This window comes from Paenibacillus sp. FSL H8-0048 (genome assembly GCF_038002825.1).
Classification (GTDB): Bacteria; Bacillota; Bacilli; order Paenibacillales; family Paenibacillaceae; genus Paenibacillus_AQ.
In genome coordinates, this window is sequence record NZ_JBBODF010000001.1 from 1,249,145 (window position 1) to 1,265,208 (window position 16,064).

16 protein-coding genes are annotated in these 16,064 nt (G+C 53.1%); 5 read left to right on the forward strand and 11 right to left on the reverse strand.

What is annotated here, in order from left to right; genetic code table 11:
* Window positions 1–98: 98 nt before the first annotated feature.
* Window positions 99–941, reverse strand: coding sequence for a helix-turn-helix transcriptional regulator (locus NSU18_RS05465; RefSeq protein ID WP_341021376.1), 843 nt, complete (start codon window positions 939–941; stop codon window positions 99–101).
* A 132-nt stretch (window positions 942–1,073) separates the two neighbouring features.
* Here NSU18_RS05465 and fabF point away from each other — a divergent pair, with 132 nt between their 5' ends.
* Window positions 1,074–2,312 (forward strand): beta-ketoacyl-ACP synthase II, encoded by a 1,239-nt coding sequence (gene fabF, locus NSU18_RS05470; RefSeq protein ID WP_341148448.1) that lies wholly within the window; start codon window positions 1,074–1,076, stop codon window positions 2,310–2,312.
* Window positions 2,313–2,428: 116 nt separating this feature from the next.
* On the opposite strand, the gene NSU18_RS05475 is transcribed toward fabF, so the two are convergent.
* From NSU18_RS05475 to NSU18_RS05505, 7 genes are all read right to left on the reverse strand, one after another.
* On the reverse strand, window positions 2,429–3,862 hold the full coding sequence (locus tag NSU18_RS05475) for a glycoside hydrolase family 43 protein (RefSeq protein WP_341148449.1): 1,434 nt from the start codon (window positions 3,860–3,862) through the stop codon (window positions 2,429–2,431).
* Between the two features lie 181 nt (window positions 3,863–4,043).
* On the reverse strand, window positions 4,044–5,114 hold the full coding sequence (locus tag NSU18_RS05480; RefSeq protein ID WP_341021371.1) for an ABC transporter ATP-binding protein: 1,071 nt from the start codon (window positions 5,112–5,114) through the stop codon (window positions 4,044–4,046).
* Window positions 5,115–5,377: 263 nt separating this feature from the next.
* Complete coding sequence (locus NSU18_RS05485; RefSeq protein ID WP_341148450.1) at window positions 5,378–6,349, reverse strand: phosphotransferase family protein; 972 nt, start codon at window positions 6,347–6,349, stop codon at window positions 5,378–5,380.
* A 4-nt stretch (window positions 6,350–6,353) separates the two neighbouring features.
* Window positions 6,354–7,322: a sugar phosphate isomerase/epimerase family protein gene (locus tag NSU18_RS05490; protein ID WP_209985768.1), complete on the reverse strand. Its 969-nt coding sequence runs from the start codon at window positions 7,320–7,322 to the stop codon at window positions 6,354–6,356.
* 40 nt (window positions 7,323–7,362) lie between these two features.
* Complete coding sequence (locus tag NSU18_RS05495) at window positions 7,363–8,433, reverse strand: Gfo/Idh/MocA family protein (RefSeq protein ID WP_341148451.1); 1,071 nt, start codon at window positions 8,431–8,433, stop codon at window positions 7,363–7,365.
* 47 nt (window positions 8,434–8,480) lie between these two features.
* A complete protein-coding gene (locus NSU18_RS05500; RefSeq protein WP_341021366.1) occupies window positions 8,481–9,578 on the reverse strand; it encodes a Gfo/Idh/MocA family protein in 1,098 nt (365 codons plus the stop codon).
* Window positions 9,571–10,338 carry a sugar phosphate isomerase/epimerase family protein gene (locus tag NSU18_RS05505; RefSeq protein ID WP_341148452.1) on the reverse strand — a complete coding sequence of 256 codons (768 nt, stop codon included), beginning with the start codon at window positions 10,336–10,338 and terminating at the stop codon, window positions 9,571–9,573. Before NSU18_RS05505 ends, NSU18_RS05500 begins: the two co-directional genes overlap by 8 nt.
* Window positions 10,339–10,650: 312 nt before the next feature.
* Between NSU18_RS05505 and NSU18_RS05510 the strand changes: the two genes are divergently transcribed.
* Complete coding sequence (locus tag NSU18_RS05510; RefSeq protein WP_341148453.1) at window positions 10,651–11,469, forward strand: helix-turn-helix domain-containing protein; 819 nt, start codon at window positions 10,651–10,653, stop codon at window positions 11,467–11,469.
* Between the two features lie 3 nt (window positions 11,470–11,472).
* Here NSU18_RS05510 and NSU18_RS05515 read toward each other — a convergent pair whose 3' ends face one another.
* On the reverse strand, window positions 11,473–11,688 hold the full coding sequence (locus tag NSU18_RS05515) for a hypothetical protein (RefSeq protein ID WP_341021363.1): 216 nt from the start codon (window positions 11,686–11,688) through the stop codon (window positions 11,473–11,475).
* Between the two features lie 181 nt (window positions 11,689–11,869).
* Between NSU18_RS05515 and NSU18_RS05520 the strand changes: the two genes are divergently transcribed.
* Window positions 11,870–12,550, forward strand: a complete 681-nt coding sequence (locus NSU18_RS05520) for a TIGR00266 family protein (protein ID WP_341021362.1) — start codon at window positions 11,870–11,872, stop codon at window positions 12,548–12,550.
* 84 nt (window positions 12,551–12,634) lie between these two features.
* Here NSU18_RS05520 and fur read toward each other — a convergent pair whose 3' ends face one another.
* Window positions 12,635–13,108, reverse strand: coding sequence for a ferric iron uptake transcriptional regulator (gene fur, locus NSU18_RS05525; protein ID WP_036729146.1), 474 nt, complete (start codon window positions 13,106–13,108; stop codon window positions 12,635–12,637).
* Window positions 13,109–13,395: 287 nt separating this feature from the next.
* On the opposite strand from fur, the gene NSU18_RS05530 reads away from it, so the two are divergent.
* Together NSU18_RS05530 and NSU18_RS05535 are read left to right on the forward strand one after the other, a co-directional pair.
* Window positions 13,396–13,971, forward strand: coding sequence for a hypothetical protein (locus NSU18_RS05530; protein ID WP_341021361.1), 576 nt, complete (start codon window positions 13,396–13,398; stop codon window positions 13,969–13,971).
* An 85-nt stretch (window positions 13,972–14,056) separates the two neighbouring features.
* Window positions 14,057–14,731, forward strand: a complete 675-nt coding sequence (locus tag NSU18_RS05535) for an S-layer homology domain-containing protein (RefSeq protein WP_341021360.1) — start codon at window positions 14,057–14,059, stop codon at window positions 14,729–14,731.
* A 571-nt stretch (window positions 14,732–15,302) separates the two neighbouring features.
* On the opposite strand, the gene NSU18_RS05540 is transcribed toward NSU18_RS05535, so the two are convergent.
* Window positions 15,303–16,052 (reverse strand): amino acid ABC transporter ATP-binding protein, encoded by a 750-nt coding sequence (locus tag NSU18_RS05540; RefSeq protein ID WP_341148454.1) that lies wholly within the window; start codon window positions 16,050–16,052, stop codon window positions 15,303–15,305.
* Window positions 16,053–16,064: the final 12 nt, after the last annotated feature.

Below are 16,064 nucleotides of genomic sequence, written 5' to 3' on the forward strand. Positions count from 1 at the left end.
GCAGGAAGAAATTCATCATATTAGGAGTATAAACTGCTAAATCTATATTGCATATTTATTGTTTTTTATGAATCCATAAGGAAAATCTATCACCTTCATTACTTAAGCTCCATGAGCTGCTTCAGCTTGGCTTCTGTACCTGATTCACCCGCTGGCGTGTAGATGCTGCAACGCAGATCCGCTGCACCCTGCACTTGTAGGGAGGTGAGATGGAACAGCATTTTGCCGGCTTTGGCATGCCGGAATTCCAGTACAACATCCGGCGCGGAGCTGACCCGGCTCTCTTCCCATAAATGATTGAATTCCGGATGCCGTTCCTTCATCTCCGCGATGAATTCATCGTACCAGCGGTCCTCCAGATATTGCCCGTAATAGGCGCGGAAGATCGATAAGTATCCCCGGACGAACTGCTCCCAATTCACCGCCAGCCGCCTGAACTCCTTGCGTTCGAACAGCAGTGAGATCATATTGCGCTGCTGCGGAGCCAGCTTAGCGAAATCAAGAAACACATGCGCCGCAGCCTCATTCCAGCCGACAATGCCGCAGTGCCGGTCCGAGATGATGGTCGGGCAGGTCTTCAGCTCCTGCAAAATCTTTTGCAGGGAAGGATGAATCACCGAAGGCTCCTCCTGGGTATAGTCTGCGATTCCCGGTCCGTTCTCCAGCGCCAGAGCGAACAAGTAACTCCGCTCATCCTTCGTCAGTTGGAGTGCTGCGGCAATACAATCAAGAACGGATGGAGACACTTTAATATCCCGCCCCTGCTCCAGCCAGGTATACCAGGTACTGCTTACTCCGGAGAGCTGAGCCACTTCCTCGCGCCGGAGCCCGGGTGTCCGCCTGCGGGTGCCCTCCGGGAGCCCCGCCGCTGCCGGGGTAATGGCTGCACGTCTTGCTTTCAGGAATTCTGATAATGCTTGAAGTCTGTTCTGATTGGACATCCTGCTTCCTCCTGCCATATTGTTCGTCTGCCTGTTAGTGTAGTAGTAATTATACTAGTATAAACTACAACTTGTAATAGGATAAGCAACATGAAAAAATAAGCTTATCCAGAATAACAGGAGGAATAGCAGATGGAACGTGTCGTGATTACAGGAATGGGTGTCATCTCCCCGCTTGGCAATACCGTGGACCAGTTTTGGAGCCGCCTTACGGCAGGAGAATCGGGGATTACGCCGATTGATTCATTCGATACCACCCATTTCAAAACCAAGATTGCCGGCTCAGTACAGGCCTTCGATCCGGATGCCAGATTCGGCCGCAAGGAGGCCCGGCGGATGGACCGGTTCAGCCAGTTCGCGCTGGCCGCCGCAGAGGAGGCCTGGATGCACTCCGGCCTCCGGCTGGAGGAGCTGGACCGGGAACGGCTGGGCGTCTATGTAGGCTCCGGCGTAGGCGGTATCCAGACGTTGATGGACCAGGGCGAACTGCTGCGGTCCCGGGGACCGGAGCGGGTAAGCCCTACCCTGATCCCGATGCTGATCTCCAATATGGCGGCAGCGATGATCAGCATCAGGCTCGGGGCACAGGGGCCGACACTCTCCCCGGTGACCGCCTGTTCCATTGGGAACACGGCCATTGGGGAAGCTTTCCGCCTGATCCGGTACGGCGGAGCCGATGTGATTGTTGCGGGAGGTGCGGAAGCGGCTGTGACCGAGATTGCGCTGGCCAGCTTCGGCAACGCGACCGCCTTGTCTACCCGGAACGGGGAACCGCAGGGGGCCAGCCGGCCTTTTGAACGGAACAGGGACGGATTTGTCATCGCGGAGGGCGGAGCTATTGTGATCCTGGAGTCCCTCTCCCATGCCCTGCGCAGAGATGCCGTTATCTATGGCGAGGTCACCGGATATGGCGCAAGCTCCGACGCTTATCATATGGTGGCTACTCATCCTGAGGGGATAGGAGCCTACCAGGCGATGAAGCTGGCACTTAGCGAGGCTGGCATCAGTCCCGGGGAGGTAGATGTCATTAGCGCACACGCAACCAGCACGGTGGTCGGAGACCTTTCGGAGACCCTGGCGATTAAGAAGCTATTCGGAGAGCAGGCCTACCGGATTCCGGTCACGGCTAACAAATCGATGACCGGACATGCACTTGGCGCAGCCGGTGGCCTGGAAGCCATTGCTCTGCTCAAAAGCCTGCAGGAAGGGCTGATCCCGCCGACAATTAATCTGGAGCAGCCGGGCGAATCCTGCGACCTGGATTATGTCCCTAACGTAGCCCGCCAAGCAGACCTGAAGATCGGGATCTCCAATTCCTTTGGCTTCGGCGGCCACAACGCTGTAATCGTTCTGCGCAAGTATGAAGCGTAATCGCAGCTAATTCCTATGTAAAGCAAACAGCGGATCGCCCATTCTATGGGAGACCCGCTGTTTGTAATGGTTAAGGGTATTTTGCCGGCTGTGACTAGAATGCTCACAGGATCAGGTTACTTTTTCTCCGGTGAGACATGGCTTCCCCAGATTGCAACGCCTTCCGCTGAAAGTGCCGTGAATGTCATTACCTCGCTTGAGGCCGCTTCATTCCATTCCCGCAGGAACACCCCGCTATACTCCGCACCTTCTAGCGTCAGCTTCGCCATATGATCATCGCTCAAGGCCCATGTACCTGTTACTGCCCCGCTTACCGTGCCGTCTGCGTTCAACTCCACCAACTGCGACTCCGCCAGCTCAGCCGTAATCTCCTTGCCGTGGTTCACCAGTTTGTAGGCACCCGTTACCTCCTTGGCTGTGTACTTGCCGATCTTCTCGCCTCCGTAACGGTGGGGTGCGACAACTGGCCAGCCCGCTTCATTCATGAACATCTGGTGAACCCGAACCTCATGCTGCTCTCCGAGACCCGGGAACCTTGAGTGGAAGATCAGATAATACTGCCCGCTCTTCTCATCATAGTAAGCCGAATTATGTCCCGGGGAGACATAGCCTGTATCCGATCCGGCGGCTTCTTCAGCTGTATTCACAAATTCATGATTCCCCATCAGCTTCACGCCGTAAGGTGCGTACGCCGGATCATCGAACAACACCCCAGGCGTACCCTGGGCGTTCAGCATAGCCTTACCTTCCGAGTCCTCGAACGGGCCAGCCGGATGCTTGGAGCGGGCGACACGGATATTATAACCGCCACTTGCATCAAGCCCGCCGTAGGAGAGGAACAGGTAGTAATAGCCGGTCTCCGGGCTATATAGCATATACGGACCTTCAATCCGCGCATGGTTCCCTCCAAGCAGCTTCTTGCCGTAGCCTTGGCCCTCCAGCGGGAAGCCCGTAGACGGGTCAAGCTCCAGGATGAAGATTCCGCCGGAGTAGGAGCCGTAGACCATCCACAGCTTGCCGTCCTTATCCCAAAACACATCAGGGTCCACCACATTCGGCTTCTCCGTAGAATCATAGACCTCACCATCATCCCCGATGCCGGACATTCCCGACTTTAGAATAATACCTTTATTCTTGTAGGGACCTTCAATCTTATCAGCCACGGCAATACCTAGCGCTGACAGCGGAGAATCGCCTTTACAGGCATCGTAATACATGTAGAACTTACCGTCGGCCAATTGAATGACATCCGGTGCCCACAGCGTGTCCGACTGGGCCCAGCTAAGCGTCTCGCTGAGCTCCTCCGTTACATTCGGTATCAGTACGTTATCATCCGTCACGCCGGAAGAAATCTGCGTCCACGACATCAGGTCCTTGGATTTGGCCGAGGCCAGATGCGAACCGAACACGTAATATGTATCCTCCACCTTAATCACAGAGGGATCGTGCACAGATACATTCCCGAACTCCGGCGGCCCTTCCGGGTTCCCTCCACCACATGCCGACAGCAGGGATAAGGATATCAATGCCGTTAAGGATCTTTTTCTCATCTCATCATAACCTCCCTATGTATACCCTTACATTTTGCTGGGAAAATGAGATTTAGTCAATACTTTTATTTATATTAATTAGTTTTGTTTTATATTTATATGAAATATATTCACCCATAAAACAAAATAACAAAAAAACGCCAGGCCCATGAAGGCCTGACGCTGATCTAATCATTTAAACTTAGTAATCGCCGCTATTGCCGACAAGTACCGGCTCTGGGTAGGCATTGCTCAAGACGCGGCGCTGCTTCTTCACGACATCCGGCGGCTCCACCGCTGGTGCCATCGGATGCATTAGCCAGGACTTCACAAGATGGGAGTCCGATACCTTGTACATTGGAGGTTCCTTCTCCATGTCAATCGCCATTGCATATGTGCTGCGCAGGGCAAAGGCGTCTCCCTTAGGAGGCTTGATCAGGTCGGGAGGCGTACCCGGGATCGCTGTAAGCATCGAGCCCTTGCTTTCCAGACTTGGCATGGAAGCCAGCAGGCCCCAAGTGTACGGATGTCTTGGATCGTAGAAGATCTCTTCTGCGGTACCCATTTCGACGATCTGTCCGGCATACATAACAGCAACACGGTCAGCCATTCTCGCCACAACCCCAAGGTCATGGGTGATGAAAATGATCGCTGTGTCAATCTTCTTCTGCAGGTCCTTCATCAGATCAAGAATCTGTGCCTGAATAGTTACGTCAAGCGCAGTTGTCGGCTCATCGGCAATCAGGAGCTTAGGGTTAGCCGCCAGTGCCATAGCAATTACAACACGTTGACGCATCCCGCCGCTGAATTCATGCGGATACTGCTGGAAACGGCGTTCCGGTGACGGAATCCCTACCAGATTAAGCAATTCAACACCACGCTTGTAGGCAGCTTCCTTCGTGATATTCTCATGCTTGAACAGCACTTCCGTAATCTGCCGGCCAACCTTCATCATCGGGTTAAGTGAAGTCATCGGATCTTGGAAAATCATTCCGATTTCTTTGCCGCGGATTTTTTGCATCTGCTTCTCATTCTTGCCGATCAGATCTTGTCCATCGAACAGAATCTGTCCACGCTTATATTCGCCCGCAGGCTGAGGAACCAGCTTCATGACGGCTTGCGAGGTTACGCTCTTACCGGAACCGGATTCGCCAACAATCGCCAGAGTCTCCCCTTTATTTACATGAAAGCTGACACCACGGATTGCTTGCACTTCTCCTCCGCGTGTTCTGAATGATATAGCCAGGTCTTTTACCTCTAAAAGGCGCTCCATCCTGTCACCCTCTCTGTTTCTTTTCAAGTATGATCTTCATTCTTAATATCGAAAAAACACGCAATACTATTATTTTATCTATCTTAGGGGGCTTACGTCAAGATTTTTCTGAAAACGCCACCGTAACCCATCATTTCATGTCAGCTATGCTCCTCACAGGTTGCGCAGCCACTCTCAAAATATACACGAAGAACGCTTTGTTGGCAAAAAAACAAACCGCCATAAAGCCGGATCTCAATAAGAGACCCGGCCTCATAAGTATGCTATAGTACCACAGCTGTGAACCGTGTCCAGGATTCCGCAAGGTTATCATGCACCCAGTTAATATGATTCTCATTCTTATACTGGCGCGAGTAACATTCAATCACCAGGATCAGATCCAGATACAGGTCATATAGCTGCTTGCGCAGCAGTTCATTGCGGCTGGTAAAAGCTGCCCCATACCCTTCATAGAACGCCGCCGAGCTCTCGAAATGCCGGAAATAATACTCCAGCAGCACATCGCCCCACATCGCCCGCTCCCAGTCAATAACCGATACGATTACCCCATCCTGTACAAAAAGGTTGCCGCCCCATAGATCCCAGTGTACCAATCGCGGCTGCGTCACTTTATCCAGGGCCGGCAGATACAGCTCCAGCACCTGCTCTATTTCCTGCTGGCTGGCCGGTAGCCGTGCCTCCAGCCTGACCGCATCCTGAAGCACATTCAACAGCATCGACTTGAAGGTTTCCCTCCAGGTAAGTCCTCTCCCGTCAGGCTCTTTGCCGAAAAGCCCGAAGGCTGATCCCTCAATTGCATTGATTCTCCGCTGGTACTGGCCCAGCTCGAATTCAATGGAATACCGTTGTTCCTCGGTAAGACTTTCCTTCACCTCGTTATACGGCTGCCCTTCAATCTTCTCCATGAAGAAATACGGACAGGAGATCAACTGCAGGCTATCATCATAGCTGTACACTTCCGGCACAGGCACACCGCCAGCAGCACGTACCAGCCGGAGAGCTTCCACCTCAGCATGCATGATATCCTTCTCGTAGCTCAGGGTCTCTGTCTCCGGGTCCGGAGCCACCTTAAGAATGACCGATCGGCCATCGCTTAATTCTAGATCATAGGCCGTATTAAAGAATCCAGCGGTCAGCTCCCTGCTGCTGAGGATCTGCACACCTGTCCCAAAGGCTGCGGCAGTCAAGAGGCTTAGCTGCCAGTCGTTCAATTGGACTTTTGTGAAGCTCTCCACTTGGTTAGACCCACCACATCTCAGACAGCGGCTCTTCGATCAGCACCTGCTTGAGATTGTCTACCGCTTTGGAGAAGCCCTCTTCAATGGACATCAGGCCGTCTTCATGCTCAATGCTGACTACAAAGTCGTAGCCCACCAGACGCAGTGCGCTCATCATATCTGCCCAGACCTTAACATCGTGTCCGTAGCCTACGGAACGGAACTGCCAGGCGCGGTCCAGCATATTCGCATAAGACTGCATGTCCGTCAGGCCATACTTGTTGACGTTCACCGGATCAATAACGGTATCCTTCGCATGGAAGTGATGGATTGCACCTTCACGGCCGAGAATATGAATGGCTTGTACCGGATCAATTCCCTGCCACCACATATGGCTCGGGTCAAGGTTGGCCCCGATGGCATCCCCGGCAGCTTCTCTTAATCTCAGCAGGGTAGCCGGAGTGTGTACCGAGAAGCCACCGTGCAGCTCAAGACCAATCTTTACATCATGTGCAGTAGCGAAGGCCGCCTGCTCAGTCCAATAAGGAATGACCTTGTTCTCCCACTGCCAGGCCAGAATCTCCTGGTAATCATTCGGCCACGGGGCAACTGGCCAGTTCGGATACTTAGCGCCTTCATGATCGCCCGGACAGCCGGAGAAGGTATTCACAACCTTAACGCCCAGCTTCTGTGCAAGCTTCACGGTGTCTACGAACACCTCGTGATCCTTGTCTGCCAGCTCCTTCTGCGGGTGCAGCGGGTTGCCGTGGCAGCTTAGTGCGCTGATGATCAAGCCGCGGGATTCTATTTGCTGCTTGAATTCCTGAAGGGCCGCTTCATTCTCCAGCAGCTCCTTGGGATTGCAATGGCTGTTCCCGGGATACCCTCCGGTACCGATCTCAACGGCCTTAAGTCCTTTGGAGACCACATAATCCAGTGCATCCTCCAGCTTACGGCCGCCGAACAACACCATAAATACTCCAAGTTTCATTTGCAGATTCCACCTCTCCTAGAGTCGTATTGGAGCTTGCTTAAGCTCCGTAGATATCGAAATGCTTAACTGTCTCATTACGCTCCGCAGCTTCGAAGATCGCCTCAATGAGTCTCAGCACACGAAGCACCTCGGCATTCTTGACAATCGGCTCCGCCGTGCCTTCGATGACAGCTGCCAGATTATCATAGAAGCTGGAGGGCATCTCCATAGCCGCAGGCAGATCTTCAAGGACCGTTGAGCCTTCTGAAGGCGGAGCCATTGTCTTGGTCAAGCCTACACCTGCGCGGATCGGTGTCGGTTCAATCTTTTCCGATTCGTGGTTGGGGGCTACAATTCTGCCTCTCAGGGACCAGTCTTCAATAATTGCGGTTCCCCCGGTGCCCTTCACATACCATCTTGGCATCGTGATGAAGTTGGTTGTTCCTACCTCCACGATGGCTCTGATGCCATTCTCGAACTGCAGCACGGCATCGAAGCCGTCATCCACGTTATTGCCGAGGATGAAGCTCAGACTGCTGCTGACACTGCTCACCTTGCTGTCAATCATGAACAACAGCTGATCCAGCAGATGCACGCCCCAGTCCAGCAGCATCCCGCCGCCTTGCTCCTTCACATGACGCCAGTCGCCGGGAATTCCGTTGGCGCCGTGCACCCGGGATTCAATCTGAAAGAGTGATCCAATCGTCCCCTGCTCATACATCTCCCTGATTACGCGGAAGTCCTCATCCCAGCGTCTGTTCTGGTGCACCATCAGCACCCGTCCGGCTGCCTCCGCAGCAGCCTGCATCTCGATGAATTCAGCCGAGGACATGGCCACCGGCTTCTCACAGACTACATGCTTGCCCGCCTGAAAAGCCTGAAGGGCAATGTCCTTGTGGACATCATTCGGTGTAGCAATCAGAACAATGTCCACAGCCGGATCTGCCAGCACGTCTTCATAGCTGGCATACGCGGTATAGCCTGCTTCCTCAGCCAAGGCGCGCCGGTTGTCCAGCAGATCGAAGGCACCGGTCACTACCACCCGGTCACTCTCTTTGATTAATTGGGTATGGTAGCTTCCCATTCCGCCGTAACCAATGATGGCTACAGTATGTTTGATTGAACTCATGGATTCCACTCCTGTTTCTCTGATAGTCGCGTGACCCGGAGATGCTCTTAGTTGTCAGAACTTCCGTCGAAATATACGGCGCGTCCGGTACGTGCTGATTCATACACTGCTTCAAGAATCTGGGTAACTACGAAGGCCTGCTCCGGCAGAACCACCGGGTCCTTGTCTTCTCTTACGGCTTCCAGCCACAGACGGGCTTCACGGTCTGCTTCATTCTCAGCTGCTCCGCTGTAGAAGGCAACACCGCCGGAGGACAGGTCCACCTTGGTCTCATACAGGCGGCCGGCACGTTCGCCGTTCAGACGCAGCCCGTCCTTCATATCCGCTCCGCCTTCCGTTCCGGCAAGCATCGTCTTCGCTTCACCGAATTCAGATACGTTCAACGCCCAGCTGGATTCAAGTACAATTGTAGCACCGTTCTCCATTGTAATGAAGCCGAACGCGGAATCTTCAACCTTGAATTGCTCAGGGTCCCACGGACCGAAGGCATTCGCGGCGTTCTTCTTCTGGCCCAGCTTATGGAAGGTAGAGCCTACCACCATACGCGGCTTGTAGTTATTCATCAGCCAGAGTGTCAGATCCAGCGCATGGGTACCGATATCGATCAGCGGTCCTCCGCCCTGCTTCTCTTCATCCAGGAACACGCCCCAGGTTGGAACCGCACGACGGCGAAGCGCAATAGCTTTACCGTAATAGATATCGCCAAGCTCCCCTTCTTCACACAGCCCCTTCAAATATTCGCTGTCTGCGCGGAAACGGTTCTGATAGGCGATGGACAATTTCTTGCCTGTACGCTTAGCGGCGTCCAGCATTTCCTTAGCCTGTGCAGTGGTCTTGGCCATTGGCTTCTCACATAGCACATGATTGCCGGCTTCCAGTGCAGCAACTGTAATCTCGGAGTGGCTGTCATTCGGCGTGCAGACATGCACGATATCGAATCCGCCCGTTGCCAGCAGCTCACGGAAATCGGTAAATACGGCAGCGCCTTCCGCACCGTAGGTCTTGGCAGCCTCTTGGGCACGTTCTTCTACGATATCACAGAATGCCACCATTTCGGCATCCTCCTGACGGGCAAGGCTTGGCATATGTTTCCCGTTTGCGATACCACCGCAACCGATAATAGCAATTTTGAGTTTGTTAGACATGAATACTTCCTCCTTGATTCTCGTATGTTTTGATCCAGTTCAGGCTGTCAGCCACACTACCAAGCGGCGAGCGGCTGCAGAAGTCCTGCTCCACCACTGCCCATTCCACACCAGCACTAGCTGCCGCTTCAATAATCGCAGCCAGATTCGCTTCACCTTCGCCGAGTACTACAGTCTCCGGTGAGCCGTCTTCTTTCTTCTTCAGATCCTTGAGGTGGATGATCGGCAGGCGTCCTGCGTACTTACGGATATATTCTGCCGGATCATATCCGCCGTAATACACCCAGCATGTATCCATCTCTACTTGAAGCTGCTCAGCAGGCACCGCTTCGAACAAATAATCAAAGGCCGGCTGGCCGTCAACCTTCTCCGTGAATTCAAAATCATGATTATGATAAGACAGAACAGCACCGGCAGCCTTGCATTTCTCGCCGATGGTCCGCAGACCCTCCGCTACCTCCGCCCAGTTCCGTTGTTCTTCTGTCAGATAAGGCACAATCAGATTGCGGTTACCGATCTCCAGATTGAAGCGGATCTCCTGCTCCGTATCATTCAGCATCGCATCGTACGGGCGGTGGGCTCCGACAGCAACAAGCCCTGTCTCTTCAAGCAGCGCCTTCACCTGCGCGGCCGTGCGGCCGAAATAGTGGAAGAACTCCACACCGCTGTAGCCCAGCTCGGCTACCTTACGTATAGTTCCCTCGAAATCCTGTTCCAGTTCTTCTCTAAGTGTGTACAGCTGCAATCCAACCTTAAGCATTGTTCTTTCCACTCCTTATATGATCCGGAGTTATCCTGTTCTTGCTGCCGCCGCACTCCCGGCTACCTTCCCTGAAGTGCATCACCTGAACAAACGGGCTGTAAACATTGGAGAACGATGTGTCCTCTTGGTTTCATCCACTGCTTCCAGAGTTTGTAAATGTAGCGATTAGCGCCGCAATACGGCCTTCTCCACATCATTTGTATGTTTTTTGCTTAGCTACATGGTAATATGAAAGCGTATATAATAAAATGAATAATATGATTAAAACATGAACAATCTGCTTATCATTTATCAGACTAGGAGGGACTCATGACAACATCTGCCGCTTGCCACATTCTTTCCGCCGGATTCTCCTTCCACCGCAAACCATTCCATATGTCACGCAGCGAGGGTGTACAGTATTATTTGCTGCGGCTCCAGACCGAAGGACGCAGCCGTACCAGGGAGAACGGAGTCATCACGACCGTTGAGAGCGGTGATCTTATGCTCTTCGCACCGGATGACCCCTACTATCTGAGTATCGATAAGGAAGTCTATCCCATCGGCAAGCCGAGAATCGAGAGCGGCGACTATCATATCTTTTGCAGCGGCCCGTGGATTGAAGAATGGTGGGGACGCAAGCAGCGTCCGGCGGTACTCCGCCTGCCGATGAGCGATCATATTCTCGGCCTCTTCCGCCAGCTTGTGCTGGAGCAGCGCCGCTTGTCGGACTCCTCACCGGACATTTCTTCTTGTTATCTGCAGATTCTATGTATGGAGATTGACCGGCTGATGATTGATCAGCCCGCGATCTCACCGAAGGCTTATCTGGCCTACCGGATGAAGCAATACGTTGAAGAGCACGCCTCTTACGCCTTCCGGCTTGAGGATGTGGCCGGTCACGTGGATATCTCGGTCTCCCGTGCGGTTCATCTGTTCAAGGAAGCGTTCGGCACCACGATTGTAAAATATGTAAATGACGTACGGCTGGATATGGCGCGGGAAAAGATTACGTTCAGCCCTATGCCGCTGGAGCATGTCTCCGAGACCTGCGGATTTGCGAACTATACCTATTTCCACCGGATTTTCCGCAGCCGGTTCGGCATGTCGCCTAAGGAGTACCGTATTCATAGCAGGGCACAGGTATAAGTATTACCAGGCTGCTCTCAGGCATGCAAAAGGAGCGCCATCATGGAAGATCCGCTCCTTGTGTTTGACCTTATTCAGTTGCTCGCGTTTGCCGGGTGTAACTCTGACATGCTGGGAGATGGCCCCGTAATCCTGATTGAGTCTGCGGTTTCTTTCTGCACACCATGTGCCTGAGCGCTCTGCCTTAAGCAGCGCCTTCTGCGTTCTTGTCCGTGCCATAAGCTGCGACACTCCTTCGTCATTCATATATTCAGTGCGGTTGCACTGTCTTTTTCATTCTAACACATTATTCTGATCCTTGCGCAGCTTGCAGTTGGACTATCTGGTAAAGTATGCTTGAAGAGTAAGATACATACCTGTGATCATAACCAATAACCGCAAGAATGAGGAGGAGTACTATATGAAATACGATGTGCTGTATGACGGCGCCTTCGCCATGCTGAAGGTTCTGCTGGAGCCGGGCGAGAGCGTCAAGGCGGAGATGGGGGCGATGGTCGCCATGTCACCGAATGTGGAGCTGCGGGGCACCGTGGACGGCGGAATTATGCGCGGCCTCGGCCGCATGCTGAGCGGGGAGAAATTCTTCTTCCAGGAGCTGACCGCCACGCGCGGACAGAGTGAGGTGCTGCTCTCACCCGGTGCAATTGGGGATGTACAGGCGATTGAGCTGGACGGGTCGTACAAGCTGATTGTTCAGAAGGACGGCTTCCTGGCGGGAACCCAAGGCATTCAGGTCAATACCAAGATGCAGAATCTGACCCGCGGCCTGTTCTCCGGCGAAGGCTTCTTCATTCTCGAAATCAGCGGCAGGGGCACCGTCTTCCTCTCCTCCTTCGGAGCGATTCACGCTATTAACCTCGGACCGGGCGAAGAGATGATCATCGATAACGGACATCTTGTAGCTTGGCCGGATTATATGGATTACAAGATAGAAAAAGCTGCCTCCGGCTGGCTGAACAGCTTAACCAGCGGCGAGGCCCTGGTCTGCCGGTTCCGCGGCGAAGGGGTGATTCTGGTTCAGACCCGCAATCCCGGCAGCTTCGGAACCTGGATCAAATCCTTTGTGCCAAACCGCTCGTAGCAGTCGAGTCCGGCCTGCTGGCATACAAATAAGAAGGCGCAGGCTGAACTTCAGCCCTGCGCCTTCTGTGCGTTGCCAATGTGCTTATGAGACGGCGCGGCAGTCCTTGTCGCCCTTGCAGCCGTTCTTTTGACAGCTATTATAGGTGCCTTTGAAATCGAGACGGTGATCAGTCACACTGAAGCCATATTCACGGGCTACCCGCGCCTCCAGCTCCACCAGCCAATCATCCTTGATCTCTTCCAGCTTCCCGCATACATTGCAGATCAGGTGATGATGCATATGCACATGATCGTCATCGCGCAGATCATACCTAGCGACGCCGTCACCGAAATTCATTTTTTGCACAATATGAAGTTCACACAGCAGCTCCAAGGTACGGTAGACCGTCGCCAGCCCCAAATGCGGGTAACTGCGCTTGACCAGCATATATACCTCTTCCACGCTTAGATGATCCTTCTCATTATCCAGCAGCACCCTCACTATAGCCTCACGCTGTGGTGTAAGCTTATAATTATGAGCCGCAAACTGCTGGCTGATATTTGCCACTCGGTTCACCCGGGTTCCCACCTTTCCGGAAGCAGAACAATTCCCGCAGAATAATTAGTAATCGTTACGATATAAGCATAACAAACTTGCCCATCAAAGAAAAGTCCTGACACCAGTATAACATCACTTGCCCGCAATAGCCCCCTTTCGCCACTCCCCGTATAGATAATTTTTCTGCCGAAACCGGGTCCGCCCATTCCGAAGTACCCGCTATCCCCATACTCTATATCAAGATCACATGTAACCGATACATGCTTATACTTGGAAAAAATCTGTAGAAAGTGAGGAGGATCCGGATGGCGAAAGTACAACCTAAGCAGACGCAGCGGCTTGTAACAGCCCGTGTACTGCGCAGCGTAGCTGCGGCCATGCTGCCGTTCTACCGGAAAATTGCCGGAAACCGGAGTTATGCCAGGCAATGGACAACCGCAGTTGTCACTGCCGACCTGGACCTGATGGGCAGCTTGCTTCACAGCATTCCCGCACTTGCTGGCGTGGAGAATTACGGAACGAACGGGATCGGATATTTTATCTCTTTCCCTTTTCCGCTGCCGGTTGCCTTCTATACCAATGGAACGACGATTCCGCCTGGAACCGTTCAGTTCACCTTCAATACAGACGCTCACCGCTGCATAGCGCGTTCCATTATCCCGCTGTACCGTGAGCTTGCGGTTAACCGGAGCTTCGCGGAAGCTATGGCAGCTGCCATCCGGCGTAAAGACAACCGGGCGGTAAGGGCGCTGGTGCGCAGCCATGTGAAGACAACGACACTGAAATCCGTAACGATTGAAGAAAGCGGAATAGCGCTGCTGTTCAAGACCCGCTTCAGCCGGTACCCCTACCGCAATTTGCTGTTTCAGGAAATGATGTAGAGCGCTGCAACCTTTTCTAACCTTATTCCGTCAAGGGAGTTGATACAGGCCAAGCGGCCCAACCTATAATAGAGGTGGAATTCAAATGTTAATGAGAAAATACACCATCGCAGCTATAACCGCAGCCACCCTACTCTCCTTCTCGCTCAGTGGGCAGATGTTCGCAGCCGGCAGCAGCTTCAAGGATATCGGCAGTATAAGCGGCAAGGATAAAATAGATACACTAAAGGAGCAAGGACGGATCAAAGGAATATCAGACACACAGTTTCTACCCGGAGCTATAGTATCGACTGCACAAGGTGTTCAGTTCATCTCCGGTGGTCTGCAGCTTAGCCTGGCCGCAATTGATTTCAATAAGGCCCCCCAGGCCAGTGCTATTTTCTCCAAAGTAAAGGACAATGCCTGGTACGCGGAAGCCTTCATCAATGCGCACTATAATGGTGTGAATATCCCGGCCAATATCGATCCGGCGAAGCCGATCTCCAAAGAGCTGTATACCAGTATGCTGGTTCAAGCTGTGGAGAAGGCCGGTAACCTGCCGATGATCAATCTCGTCCCGGCTACGCTTGCAGATGCAGACGCGCTGGACCCTTCCTACCAGGGCAGCATTCAGCGGGCGCTGAAATACAAGATCACTACCCTTGATGCCAGCGGCAAGTTCAATCCGAAGAGCACCATTACCCGCGCTGAAGCAGCAGTTATGCTGTACAACACGCTGGACTACTTGAAGTCCGTAAGCGATGGCGGCACACAGAAGTAAATGAAGGTTAGGTTTGTTCATAACGCTTCCCCCGCGTATGATAGATAAAAGGCTGTCCCGGAAGCCGTTACGGCTAGGGGCAGCCTTGTTTTTTGGGCAGGAAATACGTAGGCTTATTATGAGATGAAGCATTGCTGAGTATATATTACGGCGGCGCTTAGGAGCACGCTCCGCAAACGGAATGTTGTTCCAATCGCTCCGCTTTTCCGCGGGTCATTCCGCCCGCTCCGCTGTTTAAGAGGGGGAGTTACAAACACAGATTCAAGTGCACTTCTTCGTTACGTTCGCCACCCACCTCATCTTCGCGTAAACACAATGTATGTTGTTTTTCACATACATTTGGTCCATATGGCTGCTGCGGGTACAATGTGTGCTGTTTTCCACATACATTCAGACCAAATGCCTGCTGCGGGCACAATGTATGCTGTTTTTGACATACATTAGGTCCATATGCCTGCTTGCGAGAACAATGTATGCTGTTTTTAATACACATTGGTTCATGTACCGTTGTATCAGCCAATGCAACCGGTTGTATGCATACCTTCAGCTTGAGCAACGTTCAGAAACAAAGTCACTCTTCCCCGCTCAAGCGGTTCAAGAATTGCAGGGCACGCGGGTTCTTCGTCTGCTCCAGAACCTCCCGGGGGGTGCCCTGCTCCAGAATAATTCCGTTATCCATCAGGATAATCTGGTCGGCCACATCGGCCGCGAATTTCATCTCATGGGTGACGATGACCATCGTCATTCCTTCCCGGGCCAGCTGCTTGATGACCTTCAGCACCTCGCCGACCAGCTCAGGGTCAAGCGCCGAGGTCGGCTCATCGAATAACAGCACCTCCGGCTCCACAGCCATGGCGCGGGCGATCGCTACACGCTGCTGCTGGCCGCCGGACAGCTGATGAGGATACGCATCTGCCTTATCTGCCAGCCCCACCTTGTCCAGCAGGGCCAGCGCCTTGCTGCGCGCTTCTTCCTTGGAACGCTTTTGCACCGTGACCTGGCCCTCCATGACATTGCCGACCGCCGTCATATGCGGGAACAGATTATACGACTGGAACACCATTCCTGTCTGCTGGCGCAGGGACAGTACGGTACGCTGTGGAATTTTGGCGTCCGGGGTGAAATCCAGCTTAATCGAGTTCAGCGTAAGACTGCCCTTGTCGGGGGTCTCCAGCAGGTTGAAGCAGCGCAGCAGTGTGGTTTTGCCGGAGCCGGAAGGTCCGATAATGACCATTACCTGGCCGTGTGGAACGGTAAGATCTACCCCTTTTAACACCGCAAGCGGGCCAAAGGACTTATGTAAACCGCGTATTTCAATCATGCGTGTGCCTCC